This window comes from Psychrobacter sp. PL19 (assembly GCF_017875835.1).
GTDB lineage: Bacteria > Pseudomonadota > Gammaproteobacteria > Pseudomonadales > Moraxellaceae > Psychrobacter.
The window spans coordinates 1,474,111-1,498,429 of record NZ_JAGING010000001.1 but is presented as its reverse complement, the minus strand read 5'-3'; the positions used below and the strand labels follow the sequence as shown (position 1 = coordinate 1,498,429).

The following is a 24,319-nucleotide window of genomic DNA, read 5'->3' as shown; positions in this document are numbered from 1 at the left end:
GAGGGATTAGTCTTGGTGGTAGAGTGCACTAACGATATCATGTGCTACAGGTTTAATAGTATACTGCTTTTCAAAAGACTCAAATGGTACCGATGGGCAAAAGTAAGATTTATTATTGCAATATGAGGTAGGAAGACTGAATAATTAAAATTAAGTGAGGATTTATAGTGAGCATATTAGTAACTGTCGCCTGTGATTAGTGACAGACAACTCAATATTTGTTTGATAAATTTTTAATTATTTGGTAGGTTATGCTATCTTGAATATAGCTCATGCTTACTGTACATAATGTGACTCAACGTTATAAAATTGCTTCATAATCACAGATTATTAGCATTACCTTAAAACGGGTAAGACCCATCACTTTCAAATACAATTTTCGAAAATTACTGACTAACATTGAAGGATCGACCATGAAAAAAATCTTAACCTTGACTACCTTGCTTGCTACGTTTGCTCTAGCGGGATGCGCGACGCCAGGATCAAATACAAACTCAGGCAGTTCTGTTGGTACTGCCTCCGGTATTGGTATGAATGTATTCAAGGCCGCTGTTAATAACCAATGTCGTATCGAGCTTGAACAGCAAAGTGCTTGGCGCGTTGCTCGTACTGCCATGACAGTGGAACAAGAGTCAGCAATACAAAATAGAATTTGTAGTTGCGTTAGTGAGCAAGCCCCACAGCAAGTCACCATCGTTGATATGACCAATGCAGCCATAGATTCAGAATATCGCACACAACTGGTCACTAAAGTAGCGGTTAGGTCGCTACAAAGTTGCTACGGAAGCTTCATTAAGTCATAAGTTAGGTTATAAGTGATAGGTTTGCTTAAAAAATGACATAGGGTGCGCCAGTTAACCATGACGCACCCCACTTTTGATATTCAGAAATTCAACTCATATATATAGTTAAAATACCTTAAAAACGCGACGGTACTGCTGGTTTAAGCTTTTTGCAGCCTCTGTCTGCGTAGGCACAGCAAGCAAAAAAACTTATGCCAACAGTAGGTTATGTATCGATATTACTTTTCATTGACTATAGATAATATGCAGCTGTCCGTTCAGTATGAAATAAAAGCATCTCAAGCAGAAATATTAGCCTTCACTTATGGTAGCTAGTTATGGCTCTGAAGATGCTGTCAAAGGCAAAGGCCCTGTTGAAGGTAAGACCATATTGCGAAAGTATTTGGACTCACTATCAAGAATCTTGTTGACTTCTTTGACTAAATCGTCGATAACATCATCATAAATCCCGTGATTCAACTCTTTGTCAAAAGAGGTGAATGGATGTTTACGAGCCGCTGCTCTGACATCAGTCACCCCTTGCTTGGTATAAAAAATATTGACTCGACCATCACTATTCAATACACACTTTAGATCACCCTCTTCAACCACCATTGCCACACTCTCGGGCATGAAAATATAATCATCCACATCAAGCAGTTCTTTTTCTATTCCTCGTTTTAAAAACGATTTGATATCAAACATAGATACACTCCTAAAATTTGCAAACTTAGTCAATTCAAAATAACTTTTACATCAGCTATCCTTTATCAATCTATCCTACATAAGCCAGCTGTCTTTTTTAAGTTGTAAAATGTAAAGCTACGTGTGACATTGGCAATCATACAGAAACCGTAACCTGGGTTAGCAGAAGCGTAACCCACGGTTTTTTATGCCTTATAATTTGAGTTTTATCGCACTGCATCCACTCTGAACTTGGCGATAGAAAACCTTAACAAGGTACAAAGATAAAACTATAGGCTTAATTTCTTTAACTGTTCTCTTATTCTGCCTAACTCTTCTACAATCAGATCCTTAAAACCGTCACTTAATTCATAAGCTCTTAGGTCTATAAGATTGGTTGCTATTATTTCACGACTCCCAAAACTATAATGAGCGGTGATTGAGAATTGCTTAGATAATTTGCTATCAGAGTCACCAAATATAAGAAAAATCCGAGCTAATGCAAAAATTGATTGCTGATTAAAATTCAATAACGCTAGTTACTGTACCAAATGTGCCTTTAGTTCCAACACTTTATCACGGGTTTTGGCGGCATCCTCGAACTTTAAGTCACGCGACATCTGCTTCATTAACTTTTCGAGACGATTGATTTCTTTAACTAGCAAATCAGGACTGCGTAAGATACTAATATCGACATCGGGCAGGTTGCTCTTGACTGGAATCGCTTGGTTATCATTGGCATCGAGGTCTTCACCCGTATCGATTTTGTCGGTGACGTTCCGGCGTGCGCCCCTTGGGGTAATATTATGCTCGAGGTTAAAGGCCACTTGTTTTTCGCGGCGACGATCGGTCTCTTCAATCGCTCGCTCCATACTGGGCGTGATGCGGTCAGCATAGAGGATAGCCTTACCATTAATATGACGGGCAGCGCGACCAATAGTCTGAATCAAGGCACGCTCAGAACGCAAGAAGCCCTCTTTGTCCGCGTCAAATATCGCTACCAGTGACACTTCGGGCATATCGAGACCCTCACGCAGCAAGTTAATACCGACCAATACATCATGCACGCCTGTCCGCAGCTCATGAATGATTTGCATGCGCTCGAGGGTATCAATATCTGAATGTAAATAAGCGACTTTGACATCGTATTCTTTCAGATAACTGGTCAAATCTTCTGACATGCGCTTGGTCAAAGTCGTAATTAAGACCCGCTCATCTTTTTCGCGGCGCTTGCTAATTTCTGATAGTACATCATCGACTTGAGTCAATACCGGACGAATCTCAATCTCGGGGTCAATCAAGCCCGTTGGGCGCACCAATTGCTCGACTACTTGCTCGCTATGCTCCAACTCATATACTGCAGGCGTTGCACTGACGTAAATAGTGGTTGGCTTGATACGCTCCCACTCTTCAAACTTCATCGGCCGATTATTCATCGCACTTGGCAGGCGAAAACCGTAATTGACCAAGTTTTCTTTACGTGATCTATCGCCTTTATACATCGCGCCAATCTGCGATACCGTTACGTGTGATTCATCAAGGAACAGTAAGGCATCCTCTGGAATATAATCAAACAAGGTTGGTGGCGCCTCCCCTGAGGGACGACCAGATAAATGCTGTGAGTAGTTCTCAATACCGTTACAGTAGCCGAGCTGTTGAATCATCTCTAGGTCATACTGAGTACGCTCTTTGAGACGCTGCGCTTCAATCAATTTATTATTATCACGGAAATATTCAAGACGCGGCTCAAGCTCAGCTCGGATAGTGTGAGTTGCCGCTTCTAGCTTATTACGCGGGGTCACATAATGCGACTTGGGATAAATGGTAATACGCGGCACACTGCGTACTGTTTTGCCGGTTAATGGATCAAACCAGGTGATTTTTTCTACTTCATTATCGAACAGATGCACGCGTACAGCCAGCTGCTCAGACTCTGCTGGATAAATGTCTAGTAGCTCACCACGCAAACGATAAGTACCACGACCAAAGTCTAATTCATTACGCATATATTGCATTTCGACCAAACGCTTAATGGTCGCGGTGCGGTCAATGCGGTCACCGACTACGATATGTAGTAGCATTTTGAGATAACTTTCTGGATCACCCAAACCATAAATGCACGATACTGAGGCGATAATGATGGCATCACGGCGCTCTAATAGCGCACGGGTAGCAGAGAGGCGCATTTGGTCAATATGATCATTAATCGCACTGTCTTTTTCGATAAAAGTATCGCTGGCTGCCATATAAGCTTCAGGCTGATAGTAGTCATAATAACTAACGAAGTACTCAACCGCATTATTCGGAAAAAACGCTTTAAACTCACCATACAACTGCGCAGCAAGGGTTTTGTTATGCGCCATAATGATGGTTGGTTTTTGACATTCGCTAATAACTTTTGCCATAGTAAACGTCTTGCCGGAACCAGTAACTCCTAGCAATAGCTGCTCATCCATGCCAGCGTTAATGCCATTAACCAACTTTTCAATCGCCTGCGGTTGATCCCCTGCTGGCTCAAAGTCAGTGATCATCTCAAAGGCGCGGCTCGATATTTGCGTTCCTGACGCATTAACACCACTAATTTCAGCTTCGCCTTGTAGCTGAGTGGCTAATTGGTTTAACTGACGCGATGAGCGCGGTTCGGGCATACGCATAATGGCTTTCTTCTTCTTAAGGTTTATAACAATGTGGGGGCTGAGCGGCTATTTTTAAAGGACAATCGAGTGCTTTATCCTTACGTAAGTGGATGATTTTTATGATGGATAAATCCAGTTACCGAGGTGCTCTGGTAAGGGCAGCCCCTAAAGACAGTCCCTTTAACATCTGTGTTCCTGTTCATAAGCAACCAATACAAACCTAACTTAATAAATCATCAGGACCTTTCCAATCTGCAACCTAAAACCTTCTAAACAATACAATATAGTGAAATATGTATCTAGAGACTCGCGTATAGTCGAGTTATATTCAATCAAGGAAAAACTTATGAAAGGCAATTGTCTGTGCGGTAACGTAACGATTGAAGTAGAAGATATCAATACCTTTGAGGCCTGCCACTGCACGATGTGTCGGCGCTGGGGTAGCGGTCCGCTGATGGCTGTCCATTGCAACTCGAAAATAGATATTACTGGCCGAGAGTCCATGACCGTCTATCAGTCATCAGCATGGGCGGAGCGCGCATTTTGTCATAAATGCGGCACCAATTTATACTATCATCAGCTTGGCTTTGATACCTATGTTTTATCTCTTGGACTGTTTCAAGACCACACCAACTTTAAATTTGAAAGCCAAATTTTCATCGACAAAAAACCAAGCTATTACGAATTTGCTAATGACACTACCAATTTGACTCAGCAGCAATTGTTTGACAAATTTGAAGAAAAAGGCATCACACCAGCTGAATGATCGTCACAAGGGATAGTAGGATAGTGATTTATTGATCAAGTATTATCAAACACCCCTTTATTCCTGATTCGCTTTACAAAGCTTTTCACGTTTAACAAAGTCGTTACACGACCACTCAATAAAGCCTAACGCATAGGGGTTCCATCATTGACATAAGCTGTTATTATCGATACTGAATTAACCATTAACAGCACTTACTTACTTATTACTAGTTACTAGCACCGCGCTTAATATACATTGTAGACGGCAATGCTAACTATAATAATAAAGTGTGAGAAGGTGCTTCGTAGATTCACAACACTGCATTTACAAGCACTATATTTAGATTCGATATAACACTTTTAGCCCACTAATAATTAGATAATGGAGCAACCTATGAGAGAACGTTACGCAAGTGGAATAGACGATGCTACTGCAGCAAAAATGATAGATTTATTGAATGCCAATCTAGCCAACGTCATTGATTTGACGTTAGATGGCAAACAGTGCCATTGGAATTTACAGGGTACTGGCTTCATTGGTGTGCATCAGTTACTAGATGATACTGCAGAGCGTATTCGCGAAGTATCAGATGCGATTGCAGAGCGTATTGTTATTTTAGGTGGTCAGCCTAATGGCATCGCTAGCCGAGTAGTCAAAGATTCTATTCTAGAAGACTACCCGACTGATATCACTGAAGTTGATGAGCATGTCCGTGAGATTACTAACCGCTATAAAAAAATAGCTGTTAAATTGCGTGAAGCTATTGATGCTGCTGGCGATGCTGGCGATGAAGATACTGCTGATTTATTTACTGAAGCCAGCCGAGTCATTGATAAAGATGCTTGGTTCATTGGTGCCAATGCGCCAAAGAACTAATAACACTAAAAAATTAAATTAGAACAAGTTTAACTTATCTGCTGAATAGAAAAAGGTCGCCGCTATGGTGACCTTTTTTATGAACTATAAATTTTATGAGCTATAAACTTCGAAATTTGACAATAAATCCTAGTGCTTGTTCGTTAAGCGGGTAGTATTTTAGAGCCTATATAACTCTTCTTAGCCATATTCCACCAACTGACCTACTCTATAAAATGCCACGCGTAATTATTGGGCTACTTACTGACCTTCTAAGCTTAAGGTTTCAGCGTTAGGAATCGACAAGGTCAAAATAGCCTCTTGGAATAACGGGTTAGCACGGAACTGATTTTCGATATCTTCAAATTTGTGGGCGATGCTGTTTTCTGGCTGATTGCCGACAATATCTACCGCAGCCACCATAAATATCTTGGTAGGCCCTACCCATTCTAGATGTAGATACGACACACTATCGATATCCGGGTGATCTAGCAGCTCTGCCAAAATATAATGATGTATTTTGTCTGTGACTTTATAACCCACTAAAAAGTCACGGTTACGGCTGATTAAAAATATCGCCACCACCCCTAATAACAACCCCACAATGATAGAACCCAGCGCATCCCAAAATGGCTGGCCGGTATACGCGTGCATACCCATAGCGGCAGCCGCAATAACCAGACCCACTACGGCAGCCAAATCTTCAAAAAATACCCCGCGCAGGGTCGCGTTGGAAGTATCGACCACATAATCAATAGCACTAATATTGAGCGCCTTACCATGCTTTTTACTTTGCCGATAGGCTTGTAGTAATGATGCACCCTCAAGTACAAAAGCAACCGCCAAGACAATAAAACCAATGGTGTAGTTGGTCTCAGATTCAGCAGCATTCCATTCTGTAATTCCGGTATAAATAGAGACAATAGAGCCTGCCATGAATACACCAAAAGCCGCAATCATCGACCAGACATAAGATTCTTTGCCATAGCCTAGTGGGTGGCTTTTGTCAGCAGGTTTGACTGCCTTTTTTTCCGCAACGATTAGTAACGTGCCATTACCTGTGTCCGCCCAGGAGTGTGCCGCCTCTGCAATCATAGAGGCTGAGCCGGTCATAAAAGCAGCAACCGTTTTGGCGATAGCGATGATCAGGTTGGCACCAACTGCAATCAATACTGTAATCAATGAGCTAGAGTGCTTATCATCACCAGGTACAGAATTAGAATTATTATTAGACCCAGAACTGGCATCATCATTTGCATCGAAGATAACATGACCAGCACCACGGGCACGACCGTTCGGCGTAGGCACGGGATGCTTGAGATCAGGCGGCGGATTGGCAACAGACGGCTTTAAACTCATGCTAAGCTCAATAAAATGACCAAAAACATCCTGATGTTTAGGATGTTAATATTTAGATTAAAAGATAGCTTAGCCTAAAATAAGTTGCTTATAGTATCAATAGCTTTTTAGTGAGTCGCTGTTTAGTTTGTTAGTACTTTGAACAGTTGGTTGTTACTGTATTTATTGCCGCACTAAAGCGTGTTTCCTGGCTCACCAACCATGGTGGAGATTTCACAGCTTGGGCGATTTGAACCTTCCGTATGCAAACGCTTGCGCTCTAGGGCGGCGTCAAAACGGCATTGCTGCATCGGGGTGTCTACTTTGAGTGGTGGAATGAGTGTTGGTTTACCATTGTCATCAATAGCGACCATGGTAAAATAACAGCTATTAGTATGACGAATGGTGCGCGCTCGCACGTCTTCCGCCTCAACGCGGATACCAATTTCCATCGAGGTTCTACCAACGTAGTTGACACTGGCTGCAAAAGTGACCAACTCGCCCACATAAATGGGCTTACGGAACATCACTTGATCCACTGATAATGTCACGACGTAATTACCGCTATAACGACTGGCACAGGCATAGGCAACTTGGTCAAGCATCTTGAGTAAATCGCCACCATGGACATTACCGATAAAGTTAGCCATATCGGGAGTCATGAGCACCGACATATATAACTCATGGTTTAAAGGTGCTTTTTTGGCAGTTGAAGTGGTGTTAGCTTGAGGCATAGCATTCCTTACGAGCATTTGAGATTTGTTTATTTGGAGGCATATTTATACAGCAGCACGCATGATAGCGCAACTTAATAGCGATTGGATAAACGCCTCGTATACCAAGTGGTCTTTTCATAGTGGTTTTGATTTATGACTCAGTAAGAGTTTTTATTTAAGAATAATCATGGGTTTGAGTTGACGGGACTAAATTAACAGGGCTGAATTGACAGGGCTATATATGAACTACCCACTACCTAAGAGGTAGGGGTTTCTTGGGTAATACCCATACTTAGTACGATGTTCTGCACCAGCGGTTAGGTAAATTTACCAAGCTAACACCCTTGAACCAAGGGTTTTTTGAGCGTTTGCAAGCATCGCAACCCTTCATTTAGGATATTGATGCTGGCGTTAATGTCGCGATCATTTTTGATTTTACAGCTTGGACAACACCACGCTCTATCACTTAGCTTAAGCTCACCTTTGCCAAGGATATGACCACAGCAAGAGCAGGTTTTAGACGAAGGATACCATCTATCAACCTTGATAACGGTCTTGCCGTACCAGTCCGCTTTATAGGTCAGCATATTAGTAAAGGTTGACCATGAACTGTCAGCGATTGCTTTAGCAAGCTTATGGTTTTTGAGCAACCCTTTGACGTTCAAATCCTCAATCGCAATAATGTCGTGGTTTTTGACGATATTGAATGAGGTTTTATGTAAGAAGTCAGTGCGGGTGTTTCTGATCCGCTCATGAATTTTAGCGACGTTGGTATTCTGCTTTTGGTAATTGCAACTTTCGGATAATTTACGATTGGCAGCCTTTGCCACCCGCGCCCGCTTGGATAAAATACGTTGCGCCTTGGCAAGCTTGCCTTGAAGTCTCGCTAGAAACTTAGGATTAGCAACTTTTGTGCCGTCCGATAAGACGATAAAGTCTGTTAATCCTAAATCAATACCGATATTTGATTGGGTTTTAGGTAGATCGACGGCTACCGTTTCAACCAAAATACTGACAAAGTATTTACCAGTCGCGGTCTTGGTAATGGTGGCGCTTTTAACCAGCCCTGTAGTTTTTCTCTCAATGTTCGCTTTGATATGACCGATTTTTGGCAACTTAATACGGTTCAAGCCAACCGCAATCGTGCCTTTTTGATTGTTGGTGGTATAACTGTCTTTTTTACCTTTGTGTTTGAAGTTTGGGAAGCCGAAAGTAGGTGATTTGAAGAAGCTTTGGAAGGCTCTTTGCAGGTTAATTTGCACATTGGCCAATGCCAAGCTATCCACTTCTTTTAGCCATTCAAACTCTTTTTTATACTGAGCGGGTGTGTTTTTTAAGCTTTCTTTATGACAGTCATAATGTTTTATTTTATCAGCAAGCATTCTATTCCATATAAAACGAGCGCAGCCGAATGACTTAGCAAAGTACACTTGCTGGTCATCAGTCGGGTACAGCCTGAATTTGTAGGCTTTAAGAATGGGTTTGCTCATTTTGAACCTTGCTCAGTAATATATTTTTTAATAACCTCTAATGGCGCACCGCCTGTCGTAATCAAACAAAAAGACTGCGCCCAAAACTTATCTTTCCAGAGTTTTTGTCTGATCTGAGGAAATTCTTTTTTAAGTAGTCGGCTGCTTGCTGATTTATAGCTGTTAATAAACTTGCTTATCTCGGTTTTTGGGTGCGCTTTGAATAAAATATGCACATGGTCTTTATCGTGATTCCATTCAATACACTCAATCTTATAATTAGGGGAAATAGCATCAAAAATAGCGTTGGCTCTATTTGACACCTCGTCATCAAACACCTCTCTTCGATACTTAGTAACCAGTATTAAGTGGTAGCTGAGCAAAAAGACTGAATGAGAATTTGTGTCTAAGACCATTTTATTGCAATACCTTTGTCTTTTTAGACTGAGTTGATATTACCATAGTGATTTATGTCGTCATAGTCAATAATGCATTCATCCCGCTACTTTAGAAGTAGGGGATTTCTGCGGAACTTTTGTTAAATATAAGCCAGCTGATTTAAGTTAGCTGAGCCAATGGAAGCGATAAGCCAACCATGCCACAATGGCACTGACAGAACCAGTCAATAACCCACCCCATACAAAGTCGACTAGTGCCGTATCTAGGGTAAAGCCTTTGTACAATGCTAAGTTAGTAAAATCATACGTTCCATACGCCATCAGCCCAATTAGTCCACCTAATAAGAAAATATATCCAACTGAGTTACCAGCTTTGATTTGTGGGTACAATACCAGTATGCATAGCGCCAATACATAGAACATATAAAAAACGCCAGCTGCGAGCATATTTGGTTCATCAGCAAGCAAGTGTCCGATACGCTCCTCATAAAATGCGCCTTTCATGGTCGTCAGCCAGACCGCATCGACACCTAAAAATATGACAACAGCTGCAAGATAAATAAATACGTAAGCCATGATAATGTCCTTTTATAATGACATGCTTTAAGCATGATGCTTTTTTGTAGCGTTGGTTGTGATGATAGCGCTTCATCATAACAATGTTTGCCTACTCTTTCTATGCTCCCCCACTCAACCGACTATTATGCTGCTGGCAAGTCGGAAAAGTGTAGCGTATCTATATTGTCGGGTTTCACCGCAGTGACCTGTACCACACCAATAGTACGCTCCAAAAACCCCCCTTCACAATAACAGAAATAAAACTCCCATAGGCGAACAAAGGCCTCATCATAGCCAAGCGCTTTAATCTCTGCACGCTGCGCCATAAAGGTCGCACGCCAATCCCGCAAAGTATAAGCATAATCAAAACCATAATCATGTAACTGCTTGACGACCATATCCGTTTGCTTGGCAAATTGTGTGGTCAGTTCCTGGTTGGACAATAAGCAACCACCAGGGAAGATATGAGTCTGAATAAAGTCGACAGATTTTACATAATCGCTATAATTTTGATCATTAAAAGTAATGGCTTGTAGCACCATCAACCCAGTTGGCTTGAGGAGATCATTACATTTGGCAAAAAAAGTAGGTAAATACTCGTGTCCAACCGCCTCAATCATCTCAATACTGACCAGTTTATCATAATGCCCGGTCAGCTCACGATAGTCCTGTTTTAGCAGAGTAATGTTATCAGAAAGCCCAGCTTCCTCGACACGGCGGCGTGCTTCTTGGTACTGCGCGTCAGAGATAGTGGTGCTGGTCACCTTGCAGCCATAATGTTGCGCCGCATAAATCGCAAACCCACCCCAGCCTGTGCCGATTTCAATCACATGATCCTCAGCTTTGAGTTGTAATCGCTGACAGATGAGCGCCAGCTTGTGCTGCTGCGCCTGTGCCAGTGACATATCAGGCGTAGGATATACCGCTGATGAATACATCATGGTTGGGTCTAAAAACCGCTGATACATCGCATTGCCTAAATCGTAGTGTGCCAAGACATTTGACTTTGCACCCGTCTGATCATTACTACGTAACTGATGCTTGGCTTTTTCAAAAGTCTTACTAATGCTGGCAAAGCGATTCTCTAAATTATCAATTACCGCTAGGTTGCGCGCTGATAGACGTATGAGCCCCGTTAGATCATTAGTGTCCCACTCCCCATTAATATAACTATCGGCCAAGGCAATAGAACCCCCAAACAACAGTTGACGATAGACATTGCTATCATGAATATTCATGGTGATATGTAAGGGATGTCGACCAACCGCCGAGCTACTACGCACTTTTGAATGATTGGAAACTGAATTTTTGGTAGGGTCGCCAAAGGTCTGAACGACAGGTGTCACTTCGTCAGAGTCCTCAATGATAGTGATACTGCCAAACTGAATATGCTGCAGTGCACGAAATATAGCCTTTCTTGCCAGATAGTTCACACTATTATTTACAGGTTGCAAGACTGCGCTGTTATTAACGGCTTGGCTTAATCGTGCCGTAATTTTTCCAACAGTTGAAGATGGTGTACGATCGGTTGGGCGTGCTGGCATGGTCTCGTTATCCTTGTCTATATATTTTGTATTCTGTGACTGGACTCCTGAAGCATCCAGAGTGGTCTTTTGAGAGTGACTGTTTTTGTCATCATATTTATTGATATCGACTGCTTGCTGTTGGCTATCTGCTAACTTTTGATCATAACTAATGTAGGGCACTTTTTTAATGGCATACAGTTTAAATGCGTGCCAATAAATGCGGGTCAATGAACTGATATTCATCAACGGATTTTGACGTAAGCTTTGTTGGACACTGTCAGCAGTCATCGGAATGCCGGTCATTTTTACCCCAGTTTTTAATACCTCACCGCGCACATCGCTGATATTGATTGCGATACGAACCTGCAAGCAATCACCTTTCCCATCATTTATGCCGGTAGTTTTAGGCTCTTCGATGGACTGATTTTTTACCGAAACCTGCCATTGGTACCGTTGATCGATAGGATTAAAAGGTGAAACATGAAAATCCTTATCATGACAAAACTCAGTATTCGCACCCGTCAATAAAAATCCATAATAATGGCGTTTATTCCACGGGGTGTTAGAGACTTCTGCCAACAAATGAGTAGGCGTCTGCTCACTATCGAACCCCAAATAAAAATTTACCGGGCTAAAATATATTCCTGCATTACGGCAGACTACCAAGCCGATCATGTCACCGGTCGGCACGCTACCTGCATACTGGTTAAACGCCTGATGTAGACGCTGTGTCAGATTTTGCGCTGAAGTTTGCGCTGACAGTGGCACTGATGACGCTGGTTGTTCGACCTTACTGCCATGAGCAACATCAACACCAATGTCAGTATCATTGTTGTCGTCATCGACGCTATCCCTGACTTTTGCATCATCATTTAGACAATCGGCATGTAGAGAATCAGCAGGTAGAGAAGGATTATTTAAATAATTGCCCTTTAAATAATTGCCCTTTAAATAATCTTCAGCGTAAAACTGCTGCAAAGCGCTATGCTGTGCTGAAAATAACGGTAGCCCTTTCAGACCTTTATGCTGACTAAATGTTGGTGTCGCTACTTCTGGCAGGCACTGGCCTGCTGCTAATGCGCTAATATTCACACCCCAATAACGATAAGGATAAGTGAATTTGTGCACGCTTGGTAATAGGCGACTGTGCCAAGTCGTACCCTCAAATAACTGATGAGGATAGCTTGGCGTCGAAGCCGATTCGGACGGATGAGCAGTTGTGGACATAAGGCTCTCTTTAAGTGTTGCAGCTAGCAAATGTTGCAGCAATATTAATTATCTTAGATACCACTATTAAAATATAAACTATTGTTGAACTATAAGTTGTCGTTACTAATTAGCCAGTATCGACATCCTATTGTGCTTTACGACGTCTACCAAACAAGCCCCGTTTTTTCTTGCCACTGAATTCATGAATGGTTGGTTGTAGAGTGGCAATATAGTCAACCAACTCTTGGTTAGTAGTCGCGGTAACCACCTGACGTTTTTTAAGTTTCCGCGGCTGCTTGTCTGCCTTTACTGGCAAATCTTGATAACGAAATGGCGTATGGGCCGTTTGGGCATCAGGTAAATGGCTAGGGTCAACCTCATCTTTAATCTCAATATCACGACCCAACGCTTGGCAAACGCGCAGCCCACTTCGCACGCCGTCTTCATGGAAGCCATTGAACCAATACGCCCCACAAAAGTGCGTATGTAAGCCATTACCAGAGATGCTGGTCCACTTTGTTTGAGCGGCAACCATCGCTTGATCAAACACTGGGTGACTATAATACATACGCTTTATAACCTGAGCGGGATCTATATCATGATTTAAAGTGACCAGATAATTATGTTGCTTCGTCAGCCGCTGCAAAATATTCATATGATACGTGAGTGCTGGTTTGACCGGCTGTTGCTCACTCTTATTTTCAACATCATTTTTTCGATTGGGCTTTTTATTTGCCTTATTATCAATAAGGTAATTCCAACTTGCCCATGCCAATGGTTTTTTGGGTAACACGCTAGTATCAGTATGTAGGACAGCGGTATTTTTGGTAAAGTGGAAATGGCTTAGCACTTCGGTCTCATCTTCGCTGGCATCGCTTAATAGACGCAAAGCGGTATCGGCATGGCAAGCAAAGATCACTTCATCAAATATTAAAGTTTGCGAGTCACCGCTAGTTTTAACATTTGCATCAGTATTCGCATTGGTATTTATATCAGTACTCACACTGGTATTTGCACTAGTAGTTACAAAACTTATGGACACCTTGCCATCATGACGTTCAATAGACTGTACTGGGCTATTAACTCGCACGGTGCCGCCCGCTTTGACAAAACGGGGCACCAGTTTATTAACATATTGCTTAGAGCCGCCCTTGATAGTAAACCACTGCGGACGATTAACAACCTCAAGTAAACCATGGTTATCAAAGAACTGAGCAAAGAACACCAGTGGAAATCCTTGCACTTCTTTCAGATTAGTTGACCAAATCGCGGACACCATTGGTAATAAATAATTATCAGTGAACAACTTACCATAGCGCTTACTGGCTAGATAACTACCCAATGTTTGTTCTGTAAAGGCACTGACATCTTGTCCTTGCTCGCGTGCAGTATCGTAGTCTTTTCGGATCTGCAAGATATGCTTGTTAAACTGCAAAATATCTTTGATAAATTGCCAAAACTTGGGGCTGAGTATGTTTTTGCGTTGCGACAATAAGGTGTTGAGCGTATGACCGTTGTACTCGAAATTACGCGCGGTATTTTTAACCGAAAAGCTCATGTCCGTTGCCTGAAACGGTACTTGTAAATCGTGAAGTAAACGAAAAAAGTTAGGATAAGTACGTTCATTAAACACGATGAAACCGGTATCTATCGCACTGCTTTCTGTTTTGCTGGCTTTTGATTTTTTGCCATCTTGTAATGCCACATCGATAGTATTAACGTGCCCACCGATATAGTCATTGGCCTCAAATACTGTCACCTCATATTGCTTCGCCAAATAGTGCGCGCAAGTGAGACCTGATACCCCTGAGCCGATAATGGCCACTCGTTTCTTAGCTTGAGAATTAATGGCATTAGAATCAATGGCATTAGAATCGACGCTTGTTTCAAGTTCAGATTTAGACTTCGTTGATTGCGATATTGATTGCAACTTTACAGATTGAGCTGGTGCAGGCTCACGCTTGCGGCGGATAAACGACATAAACACTTTCCTTTGTACTCTATGTAGATATTCTATTTGGTGGTGTATTACTGACTATTTTTTATTCATTTTTTTGCTGACTTGCTGCCAGATCATATCGGGTAACGCCCCCAAAGTCTTTAGTGGTAAGGTCAGCTTTTTGGGAAATTCAATGACCTTATTGCCATTCTCAATCCCAGCACGGATAGCGCGACTGGCTTGCTCTGTAGTCTGAAGGAAGGGCATTGAGAAGTCGTTTTGCTTGGTCATTGGGGTTTCCACAAATCCGGGCACCACTAAACTCACCGCAACACCCTGAGGCGCTAAGCTAATTTGTAAGGTTTTCATTAGATAGTGAATCGCCGCTTTTGAGCTACCATAAGCTTCTGCTCGTGCAAAAGGCACATAAGCAGAGGCTGAACCAATACCAACTAATCGGCCTTTGGATTCAATCAGTTTTGGTAACACGCCTTCAATAGCATGCGATAAAGTGCCCATATTGACTGACAATACCTTCATAAACACACTGCTATCAAAGTCTGGCATATCTAAATATTCGCACATGCCAGCACCACAAATCGCTAGGTCAACCTGACTTATTTTATCAAAGGCCTCAATCACCTTATCGCGGTCCATCAAGTCCAGATTAATCGTCTCTGCTCCCAATTCTTTGAGCGCAGCTAATGCCTGATCATCACGTCCAACGGCATAGACTTTGTGGCCTGCTAACAGATAATCTTTAGTCAATTGGTTACCAATACCAGAGGTCGCACCAGTGATGAGAATATGAAGTTTTTTAGGAGAACTGGTCATCGTGAACATCCTTCTTTTGATCGTTATTTATTGGGATTCATTATAGTTTATCACTAAAAATTGCTGTATTTACCGCATAAGTGATTAATTCTTTATGTTCTTTTAGAACCTGTTTCTAACAGACATATTATTAACCCTCTTTTAATAATTTAGGTTTTCTATTTAGAGCATCTAACCAATTATAGTATAAGGTAAGACAACTGTTGTTGTAACTTCGCAAACCATTGCTTAATTGTAGATTTTCATTGAGTGTTTTTCTCAGATTAATTTAGCAATTGGTGTAATCAACCCCTATATATTTAGGGCAGGACAATAAATATAGGTTGTTGCTTTTCTGTTGCTAGCCACCTAAGACAGCCTGATAGCAGCATGCTACAATACTAAAACGGAACCTGTTTACTGAACCTATTGATAGTGACCATTAAAAGAATATTAGGCAAACTCATAAGTAGAACTATAGATTTTTATTTAATCGTTTCATAATGATCGAATAACTGTTAACAAATTTGATGTAAAACGCTATGAAAACTATCAAAGCATGATGAAAACCATTAAAACGTTATATAATCGGTATTCAATTTTTCCAAGCCCCACTCACAGATAAAAAGGATCTCTCATGAGCGAACTGCAACTGTCTGACCGCGTCAATAATATTAAGCCGTCACCGACCCTTGCCATCACCAACAAAGCCAAAGAGCTTAAAGCGGCTGGCAAAGACATTATCGGTCTGGGTGCAGGTGAGCCTGACTTTGATACCCCAGAACATGTTAAGCAAGCAGCAATCAAAGCAATCAATGATGGCTTCACTAAGTATACTGCCGTTGATGGTACCCCAGAGCTCAAAAAAGCAATTATCGAAAAGTTCAAGCGTGATAATGACCTCAGCTATGAACTCAATGAAATCTTAGTATCAGTCGGTGGCAAGCAGTCATTCTTTAATCTTGCCCAAGCTTTTATGAACCCCGGTGATGAAGTCATCATTCCAGCCCCATACTGGGTCAGCTACCCTGACATGGTTATCATCGCTGAAGGCGTGCCGGTCATCGTAAAATGCCCTGCTGAGCAGGACTTCAAAATCACCCCGGAGCAATTAGAAGCCGCCATTACTGACAAAACCAAAATGTTAGTGTTGAACAGCCCTTCTAACCCTACCGGTATGATTTATACTTTAGATGAACTAAAAGCACTGGCCGAAGTACTCAAAAAGCATCCACAAGTCTATGTTGTTTCAGATGATATGTACGAGCACATTCGCTGGACCGGTGATAAATTTTATAACATCTTGAACGCTGCCCCTGAATTAAAAGAGCGGGCGATCATCTTAAATGGGGTATCAAAAGCCTATGCGATGACCGGCTGGCGTATCGGCTATGCCGGTGGTCCAGCTAAATTGATTGGCGCGATGAAAAAAGTACAGTCGCAGTCAACCTCATGCCCAACGTCAATCAGCCAAGTGGCTGCCGAAGTGGCTATCAGTGGTGATCAAAGCGTCCTTGTGCCGATGGTAGAGGCCTTTGAGAAACGTTGTGACCTAGTAGTTGATGGCTTAAATGCTATTAAAGGTATCACCTGCTTACGTCCTGATGGTGCGTTCTATGTTTATCCTAATATCGTACCGTTAATTAAAGCTGCTGGCTTGTCTTCTTGTACCGAATTCTCAGAATGGTTGCTAGAGAAAGTTGGTGTTGCGGTCGTTCCTGGCGATGCATTCGGCCTCGGTGGTCATATGCGTATCTCATACGCGACTGATGAAGCAACGCTAAAAGATGCGCTAGCACGTATCGAAAAAGCAGTCGCTGATTTAGACGTTGTCGAATAAGTGTTAAAAACCAGCTGTTTTAGGAACTGGTTTTAAAAAACAGTCGCAAAAACGAGCTTAGCAGAGAGTGTTTAAACTAAAAAAGACGTCCTATCCTAGGCGTCTTTTTTGTCATAACTTTATAGACACTTTATTTTTATAGACACTTTATTCTTGTAGATGCTTTATTGGAATTTTAGAGATATTTTATCTTTGCTGTTATTAGCGCTGTCATTGATGAAACCTAACCTTAAAATAGTGTATTCACGCGAAAATAACGCTAATGGTTATTAAAAATAAAAAAAAGGCTTGACCTATTTTTTATCTTTGCTAGAATACGCACCTCTTAGCAAGAACTCGTTAGAGTCTGCGCTAAGCTAATTGTGAAAATGTTAACTTTCACAACTTATTCCTCAATAGCTCAGTTGGTAGAGCAACGGACTGTTAATCCGTGTGTCCCTGGTTCGAGCCCAGGTTGAGGAGCCAAATTTTAGTAATAGCTAGTAAATAACTTGAGTCACCTTTGATTCGATTATGGCATATGCCAAGACCCTCATCACTTTGATGGGGGTTTTTTTATAGCTGTCTCTTTATAGCTGTTTAGAATCACTTGAGCCCTGCTATAAACCGCTGTGCAACTATAGTTAAAATACCTTAAAAACGCGACGGCACTGCTGGTATAAGCTTTGTGCAGCCTCTGTCTGCGTAGGCACAGCAAGCAAGAAAAACTTATGCCAGCCGTAGGCTATGTATCGATATTACTTTTCATTGACTATACTGGCGTCAGAGGACTGTTACTAAACATGATTAGAGATAATAATGTTGCACAGAAATTATTTATTTAGCAACTGAATGGATATTTTTACACGATACAAACTTCATATTAAGCTTAGTAATGGGCTTTTATCTGCTCTTAAAGAAGAATCTCATAAAGTTACTGATAAATGACATCTTAAGGTTGACAGCTAATCGCTACTTGGCTAGAATATGCACCACATAACGCGAACTGGCTCAGCATTTATGCTCAGTAAGTCCGTGGTTATCACCGTTTATTCCTCAATAGCTCAGTTGGTAGAGCAACGGACTGTTAATCCGTGTGTCCCTGGTTCGAGCCCAGGTTGAGGAGCCATATTGTAAGAAACCTTCATCACTATCCGATGAAGGTTTTTTTATGGATGCTGTTTTGGCGTGGCCATAGTGTTCTTTTGGGCCGTTTTGTTGTATGGTAGGTACTACTGCTCACGTTTGGTCAGTAGCGTCTATCTTCAGCATTGTCGGACGTTGTCAGCGCTTTTAACAAATAGCCTAACCGCTATTTATATAAGACCTATCTATAGTTTTCGTTCAAGTTCTTTATTCCTACTCACTACTAGTAATGGTTTATTATGATACCTGCACGCATAAAAAATAAATTTTCTGATCATCCGCAAAAAATCATGCGCCCGATTAGTATTCGTCTCTCTGAGGAGATGATTGAGCTGTTAGGGGCGACTTCATCAGAGCTTGGCTTTAAACGTATTCAAGGGCTGATTCGTTTGTATATTCGCCAGGGTCTTGATCGTGATCATCAAGATTATACCTTAGCACATGACGAGGTCTTCATTGAAACGCTACGTAAGCGTGGTGTCAGTCAGCATATTATTGATGAGGCTATTGTCGTCACTCATAACAATAATACTACCCACCCATTATCTGAGCTTCAAGATGATGATTAGCCTTCCTGCTCATATTCTCGTTGTTATTAACAATCGCATTACTGTGAAAAATCACTGATAAAAACAGCTGTTGATAAAAAATACGTCAAGGTTAAGCTTACCAAGTAATGCTTAACCTTGACGTATTTTATTTTCTGATACGCTTACCTGCCTCTTGTTTACTTTAAATCCTTGTTTTTTCAGTCAGCCATTATGGTTTCTTAGCCCTTATCTTGCAAAATTTAACACAATATTCAGCGATAGTTGAGCGCACTAACCCGTGAAACACAGTATATTAAGACTAATGGTCTACTTATAGATCATAGTATATTTTCGCTCGGACCAATTAATTGATCGCATTGCTAACACTGTTAAATGATATAAGAATATCTTAGTCCAATCGTAAAAATCTATAATGACGCACTGACCGTAAGCATATACTTAGCTGAGTGTTGACCTAGATAGACGCTCACAATAGCTAGACACTCGCAAAGACTCAGTACTTGTAATGGCTCATTACTTGCGTAGTGACCTATACCTAGATGCTGATGAGGAGGCATATGATGGTAAATTTCTCAAGTAAGCAGTTAATAAATCGCTGTCACGCGGTAATACACTGCCTTGATATATTGCGCCCAGCGCTAGCCGGTAAGGGTATCCCTAAGCGTATGAGCAGCGTTATGCTGCTGTTGCTGTCTTTGGGTATGGCACCGGTCTTCAGTGGCTGCACTATGCCCCAATCTGATCCCAGTAAGCAAGTCATTCCTACTGACTCTGATCAATGGCAAAAAAAGCTAGGTGATAGCTTTGAGCAATTACCTGAGAACGATCGTCAGCTTCTCAGCCGCTATATGCTGCGTATGAAACTTAGTGATGCTTACAAATCAGGAGCCAATACACGTACGTCTATTAAGCAGGCTCTAGTACAGCAACGTGAGTATGAACGCCTCCACCCTAATAATCCAACGGGCAAAAAAAGCCCAATCGTCGCTAGTAGACAAATGGGAGCTGTTAATGCCCAAACTTATCCAGTTGCCCTACTGCCAGTCAAGACTAGCGATAGTGACAGCCTAAACCAAGTTAAACTACCGTTTATGCTTTCCAATCATGGCACTGTACCTATTAAGAGCTTTAAAGGCTCGCTACTAATGAAAGATGCTAGGCTAACTAAGGGGAAACGCTTTAACGTGCCGCTTACTCAGTTCGTACCACCCATCTTGCCTGAGCAGTCGGGTAAAGTAGTTATTGAGAGTAGTATTGAAGACCTCAACGTCATGCGCGCCATTAAAAACACGCAAGACGTAACCATAGAGATTAGTGAGGGCACACTGATGCTTGCCGATGGACAAAAAATTGAGTTTACCGATATCCTAGAAAAATGATGGTGGATATTAATCTTTGGTATTTACTAATCATAAGGTTAAAGCATAAAACTAAACCATAAAAAAGCCCCAATCAATGAATGATTGGGGCTTTTTGAATTTGGAGGAGACGGAGAGATTCGAACTCTCGAAGGGCTACGAACCCTTGTCGGTTTTCAAGACCGGTGCATTCAACCACTCTGCCACGTCTCCATTTGTGCATCATTATAACGATCTGAAATGAGAATGCAAGGGCTAATGTAAAAAACCCAAACTATTTTGCCACTAACCGCTGTTTGCTGGCCTGTTGTTTACTAGAAGCGAGATGCAAGCACATATCGAGCAGCCGGTTGGCATAACCCCACTCGTTATCATACCAGGCAAAGACCTTATATTGATTGCCGATTTGCATCAGCTGCTGACCATCAATAATCAGCGACTCAGGCTGGTGAATAAAGTCGCTTGAAACCAATGGCTCATCAGTATAGGCCATAATGTTGGTCAAATTATCGTCGCTAGCAGATTTGAGCGCCTTACGCAGCGCTTCTACACTGACATCCGGCGTACTAAATACAAAGGTCACATCAATCGCCGCGACGTTAATCGTCGGTACTCGGATCGAGTGGCCGTTTATCTTCCCTACCATTTTCGGTAACACGCGCTCGGTCGCCGCAATGCTACTAGAGGTAGTAGGAATAATATTGTATCCCGATGCACGCGCCCGTCTCGGATCTCGATGTGCTTGATCAAGCACAGTTTGGTCAGCAGTAACCGCATGAATCTCGGTCATCATCGCCGACTCCACTCCAAAGGCTTTATCAAGGGTAGCGATTAGTGGCACTAGTGCTTGAGTCGTACAAGATACGCTGGAAATAATTGGTAGATCATTGGTCAGTTCGTCACTATTAACCCCCATAACGATACAGGCATCGACATCATCAAAGGGTGCTGCACCAATGATAACTTGGCGTGCACCCGCTTCAATGTGTAGATATGATTGCGCATAGGAGCGAAAATGGCCAGTGCATTCTAGTACCACGTCTACCTGCAAATCTTTCCATGGCAATGTTGCTGGATCAGATCTTGATAATAGACGGATGCAGTAAGTAAGATTGTTTTTGGTCAAGCACAGCTGAATGTCATTCTTTGCTGTCGCACAGGGTTTTTGCTGACGATCGGTGATGCCTTCTTGTACTATATCAGCAGTAACGCCCAATCGGCTCAAGCGTCCATGCGTGCTATCGAACCTGAGTAGATGCAATAAGGTCTCAGCCGGCGCTAAATCATTAATAGCAACCACATGAATGGCACGACCAAGCACCTCAAAGCGCTCCAGTAGCGCGCGTAGTACGTTACGCCCTATACGACCAAAACCATTAATAGCAATTCTGAGCGGCTGGGTATGCTCGCTGGTCGCATGAAGCGCCGCTGCTATCGCGGGGTCAGACGTCAGACGATAAGTGGCACTAGAAAAATCAGGCATAAAAAGTTATCGCTATAGATATAGGAGCAGGGAGATTTAGGCGTTGTAAGGACCACAACAAAATGATGTCAGAATACTAGTACGCAGGCTTAGGAACGCGAGCTTCTAGGATAGTAAGCACTTATAGTGTAAAAAAACCAGTATCTTACGGTGTGATAAAAATTAGGGCCAAACGGATAATGTTATAATCGATGCTCTGCTTGAGGTGCTCAAAAACGGGGCGCAATTTCACATTGCCATCGTCATGAAAATCATTAGGATTGTTGGCCACTTTAATAGCCACATAGGCATTACCGACCGCCGTCATCACCTCATCTTCAGGGCGCAGATGATCACAAGCAAGGCTTGAATCTTGGCGTTTAAGATCACTAATATGGCGCATAATCGTCGATTGTGCAAGCCCGCGTGTCTGTGCAATTTCAGCTATGCTGAAACTTTCTTCCAATAGTAGCCGTGTTGCGAGTAAAGTACTCTCTGATTTGTCGGCAACTTGATTGCCTAATTTTTGCTTTTTATCTTGCTGTGCTTGCTGCTGTTCCCGGCGCTTCTTTTGCAGATTAGCGTAAGCATCAATCACTGCTTGGTTGAGAGTACCACCCGTTTTTAGAATGAACTTCTCATGTGCTTGTTGCATGCTTTTTTCGTCAAGCATCGCATAGTTGGCATCCGCTTCATCAGAAAGTACTAAGAACCGTTTATCTGCCCCGCGCGCTAGAGGGTCTAGCTGTAAGCTCATATCGTTCATGCCAAGCAGCTGTAGGCCTGCCAGAGACTTTAGCCGCGATAATGCTACATATCCCTGCCCAAGCTCAAAGGTACGGGATAAATCGATTTCAGCGGCATCTAGGGTCATCCCTTGCGATTTATGAATAGTAATCGCCCACGCTAGACATAGGGGTACTTGTAAATAGCTGGCCAGCACTTCACCACTTTCATCCTCAATCATCCACTCTTCAGGCTCAGCGACCACTTCACGTCCTGTATTAAGCCGGACCACTGGCATTTTTTGCGGTGCAGGTTTCTTGGTTTTAGCTTTAGCTTTTTCTTTTGTTTTAGTGCCCGCCTTAACATTAGTGCTATCGTTAGCGCTTAGTTCCTCGCTATCTTCATTAATTAAAGCATCGTTTTTATCTTTGCTACTATCATCAACTTTTACGGCTGCAAAACCAATCAACTCGCCCATCGTACCATTAGAGACCCCAAGCTCAGTGTTGTTTTTGATAAACATCACTTTCGCACCGACTTTCAAAATAAGCTCGTCTTGGGTACGCACAGTTTTCTTTAGGGTATCTACTAGTTTATCGTCGCCAGTCGAGGTCGCGTCGAAACGCATCATCTCGCCAGATAAGTCTGCCAGCTCTTTATCATTAATTTTATTAACGTTGAGATTATGGGTGTATAGACGAGTACGTTTGATGTCGACATCTTGATCGTAGGTAGCTTCTAGAGCCGTAATTGCCTCAAAGGTCACATGCTGACGGCGAATTTGGTTCAAGATATCGTCCAAATCGATACCACCATTTGCCGCTTCACTGACCTGCCGATGCTGCTCACTCAAATAGCAAACATGAAACTTAGCATCCAACCACGCCTCAGACATAAAGGCAAACTTTTCTCTATTACTCTCGCCCTTACTACCAATGGGTGGCAACTGAAAAAAGTCCCCTGCGACCACCACCTGAATCCCGCCAAATGCGGTGTCATTTTTACGGACGTGCTTGAGCACTTGACTGACTAAATTCAGCTGCTTGGCATGCAGCATGGATATCTCATCAATGATAAGTACTGCAGTGTCTTTCAGTCTATCCGCTAAAAACTGTTTGCGAGATAAATTGGTCAAATCGCGTTCGCTCAGTTCATCCTTAATGCCAATCCCTGACCAACTATGAATCGTAGTGCCATTCATGTGGGTAGCAGCAATGCCAGTACTGGCAGTCACTGCGACTGGCACTCGGCGGGCACGCAAATAATTGATGTACTGGTTAAGGGTATAGGTCTTACCTGAACCTGCCGAGCCCGTCAAAAAGACGTTTTGACCTGTTTTTAAGATATCGAGAGCAGAAGATTGACGCATAGATCCAAACCAACCAATAATATGAGAAAAGAAGAGAGCTGCTATTGAAAACATTCAATGGGTAGCGGCCTAAACATGGTAAAAAGTAGAACTGTCTGACTGTCTATTGAACAAGTAGACTGTTAAGCCCACAATTATAGCAGCTGTGCGAACTTTGCGAACCTCTTTAAGCACCTAACAACTAATAACTTAAAGTTATTATTAAACTAAATTATTA

The 24,319-nt window shown here is 42.2% G+C and carries 18 protein-coding genes, 3 tRNA genes and 1 pseudogene; 8 read left to right on the top strand and 14 right to left on the bottom strand.

Annotated elements, in window-relative coordinates; translation table 11 throughout:
• The first annotated feature begins 413 nt into the window (after positions 1 to 413).
• A complete protein-coding gene (locus H4W00_RS06140) occupies positions 414 to 803 on the top strand; it encodes a hypothetical protein (RefSeq protein WP_209956706.1) in 390 nt (129 codons plus the stop codon).
• A 315-nt stretch (positions 804 to 1,118) separates the two neighbouring features.
• Here the strand turns inward: H4W00_RS06140 and H4W00_RS06135 are convergent, their stop codons facing one another.
• Both H4W00_RS06135 and uvrB read right to left on the bottom strand, forming a co-directional pair.
• Positions 1,119 to 1,487: a hypothetical protein gene (locus H4W00_RS06135; protein ID WP_209956705.1), complete on the bottom strand. Its 369-nt coding sequence runs from the start codon at positions 1,485 to 1,487 to the stop codon at positions 1,119 to 1,121.
• 518 nt (positions 1,488 to 2,005) lie between these two features.
• Complete coding sequence (uvrB, locus tag H4W00_RS06130; protein ID WP_209956704.1) at positions 2,006 to 4,120, bottom strand: excinuclease ABC subunit UvrB; 2,115 nt, start codon at positions 4,118 to 4,120, stop codon at positions 2,006 to 2,008.
• Between the two features lie 328 nt (positions 4,121 to 4,448).
• Here uvrB and H4W00_RS06125 point away from each other — a divergent pair, with 328 nt between their 5' ends.
• Both H4W00_RS06125 and dps read left to right on the top strand, forming a co-directional pair.
• Entirely contained in the window at positions 4,449 to 4,868 is a 420-nt protein-coding gene (locus H4W00_RS06125) for a GFA family protein (RefSeq protein WP_209956703.1), read from the top strand.
• Positions 4,869 to 5,243: 375 nt separating this feature from the next.
• On the top strand, positions 5,244 to 5,726 hold the full coding sequence (gene dps / locus H4W00_RS06120; protein ID WP_209956702.1) for a DNA starvation/stationary phase protection protein Dps: 483 nt from the start codon (positions 5,244 to 5,246) through the stop codon (positions 5,724 to 5,726).
• Between the two features lie 240 nt (positions 5,727 to 5,966).
• Here dps and H4W00_RS06115 read toward each other — a convergent pair whose 3' ends face one another.
• From H4W00_RS06115 to H4W00_RS06075, 9 genes and pseudogenes are all read right to left on the bottom strand, one after another.
• Positions 5,967 to 7,064 carry a cation diffusion facilitator family transporter gene (locus H4W00_RS06115; RefSeq protein WP_209956701.1) on the bottom strand — a complete coding sequence of 366 codons (1,098 nt, stop codon included), beginning with the start codon at positions 7,062 to 7,064 and terminating at the stop codon, positions 5,967 to 5,969.
• Positions 7,065 to 7,237: 173 nt separating this feature from the next.
• Positions 7,238 to 7,777 carry an acyl-CoA thioesterase gene (locus H4W00_RS06110; RefSeq protein ID WP_209956700.1) on the bottom strand — a complete coding sequence of 180 codons (540 nt, stop codon included), beginning with the start codon at positions 7,775 to 7,777 and terminating at the stop codon, positions 7,238 to 7,240.
• Between the two features lie 317 nt (positions 7,778 to 8,094).
• Positions 8,095 to 9,249 carry an IS200/IS605 family element RNA-guided endonuclease TnpB gene (gene tnpB / locus H4W00_RS06105; protein ID WP_209956699.1) on the bottom strand — a complete coding sequence of 385 codons (1,155 nt, stop codon included), beginning with the start codon at positions 9,247 to 9,249 and terminating at the stop codon, positions 8,095 to 8,097.
• Complete coding sequence (gene tnpA, locus H4W00_RS06100; RefSeq protein WP_209956698.1) at positions 9,246 to 9,644, bottom strand: IS200/IS605 family transposase; 399 nt, start codon at positions 9,642 to 9,644, stop codon at positions 9,246 to 9,248. Before tnpA ends, tnpB begins: the two co-directional genes overlap by 4 nt.
• A 147-nt stretch (positions 9,645 to 9,791) precedes the next feature.
• Positions 9,792 to 10,202: a DUF2177 family protein gene (locus tag H4W00_RS06095; protein ID WP_209956697.1), complete on the bottom strand. Its 411-nt coding sequence runs from the start codon at positions 10,200 to 10,202 to the stop codon at positions 9,792 to 9,794.
• A 125-nt stretch (positions 10,203 to 10,327) separates the two neighbouring features.
• Complete coding sequence (locus tag H4W00_RS12715) at positions 10,328 to 11,422, bottom strand: class I SAM-dependent methyltransferase (RefSeq protein WP_442966459.1); 1,095 nt, start codon at positions 11,420 to 11,422, stop codon at positions 10,328 to 10,330.
• Between the two features lie 423 nt (positions 11,423 to 11,845).
• Positions 11,846 to 12,937 (bottom strand): annotated as a pseudogene (locus H4W00_RS12710) (DUF1365 domain-containing protein); the annotation flags it as partial.
• Positions 12,938 to 13,064: 127 nt separating this feature from the next.
• Positions 13,065 to 14,900, bottom strand: coding sequence for an NAD(P)/FAD-dependent oxidoreductase (locus tag H4W00_RS06080; RefSeq protein ID WP_209956696.1), 1,836 nt, complete (start codon positions 14,898 to 14,900; stop codon positions 13,065 to 13,067).
• Between the two features lie 54 nt (positions 14,901 to 14,954).
• On the bottom strand, positions 14,955 to 15,692 hold the full coding sequence (locus H4W00_RS06075) for an SDR family NAD(P)-dependent oxidoreductase (protein ID WP_209956695.1): 738 nt from the start codon (positions 15,690 to 15,692) through the stop codon (positions 14,955 to 14,957).
• 616 nt (positions 15,693 to 16,308) lie between these two features.
• Here H4W00_RS06075 and H4W00_RS06070 point away from each other — a divergent pair.
• The 5 genes from H4W00_RS06070 to H4W00_RS06050 all read left to right on the top strand — a co-directional run bounded on the left by H4W00_RS06070 (position 16,309) and on the right by H4W00_RS06050 (position 20,566).
• On the top strand, positions 16,309 to 17,511 hold the full coding sequence (locus H4W00_RS06070) for a pyridoxal phosphate-dependent aminotransferase (RefSeq protein WP_209956694.1): 1,203 nt from the start codon (positions 16,309 to 16,311) through the stop codon (positions 17,509 to 17,511).
• A 389-nt stretch (positions 17,512 to 17,900) separates the two neighbouring features.
• Positions 17,901 to 17,976 (top strand) — tRNA-Asn (locus H4W00_RS06065).
• Positions 17,977 to 18,543: 567 nt separating this feature from the next.
• A tRNA-Asn gene (locus tag H4W00_RS06060) sits at positions 18,544 to 18,619 on the top strand.
• 256 nt (positions 18,620 to 18,875) lie between these two features.
• The gene (locus H4W00_RS06055) at positions 18,876 to 19,205 is read left to right on the top strand and encodes a CopG family transcriptional regulator (RefSeq protein ID WP_209956693.1); all 330 of its coding nucleotides are present in this window, start codon (positions 18,876 to 18,878) and stop codon (positions 19,203 to 19,205) included.
• Between the two features lie 539 nt (positions 19,206 to 19,744).
• Positions 19,745 to 20,566 (top strand): hypothetical protein, encoded by an 822-nt coding sequence (locus H4W00_RS06050; protein ID WP_334684888.1) that lies wholly within the window; start codon positions 19,745 to 19,747, stop codon positions 20,564 to 20,566.
• Positions 20,567 to 20,667: 101 nt separating this feature from the next.
• Here the strand turns inward: H4W00_RS06050 and H4W00_RS06045 are convergent.
• The 3 genes from H4W00_RS06045 to H4W00_RS06035 form a co-directional block, all read right to left on the bottom strand.
• A tRNA-Ser gene (locus tag H4W00_RS06045) sits at positions 20,668 to 20,758 on the bottom strand.
• A gap of 61 nt (positions 20,759 to 20,819) precedes the next feature.
• Positions 20,820 to 22,028 carry a type I glyceraldehyde-3-phosphate dehydrogenase gene (locus H4W00_RS06040; protein ID WP_209956692.1) on the bottom strand — a complete coding sequence of 403 codons (1,209 nt, stop codon included), beginning with the start codon at positions 22,026 to 22,028 and terminating at the stop codon, positions 20,820 to 20,822.
• A 145-nt stretch (positions 22,029 to 22,173) separates the two neighbouring features.
• A complete protein-coding gene (locus tag H4W00_RS06035; protein ID WP_209956691.1) occupies positions 22,174 to 24,102 on the bottom strand; it encodes an AAA family ATPase in 1,929 nt (642 codons plus the stop codon).
• Positions 24,103 to 24,319: the final 217 nt, after the last annotated feature.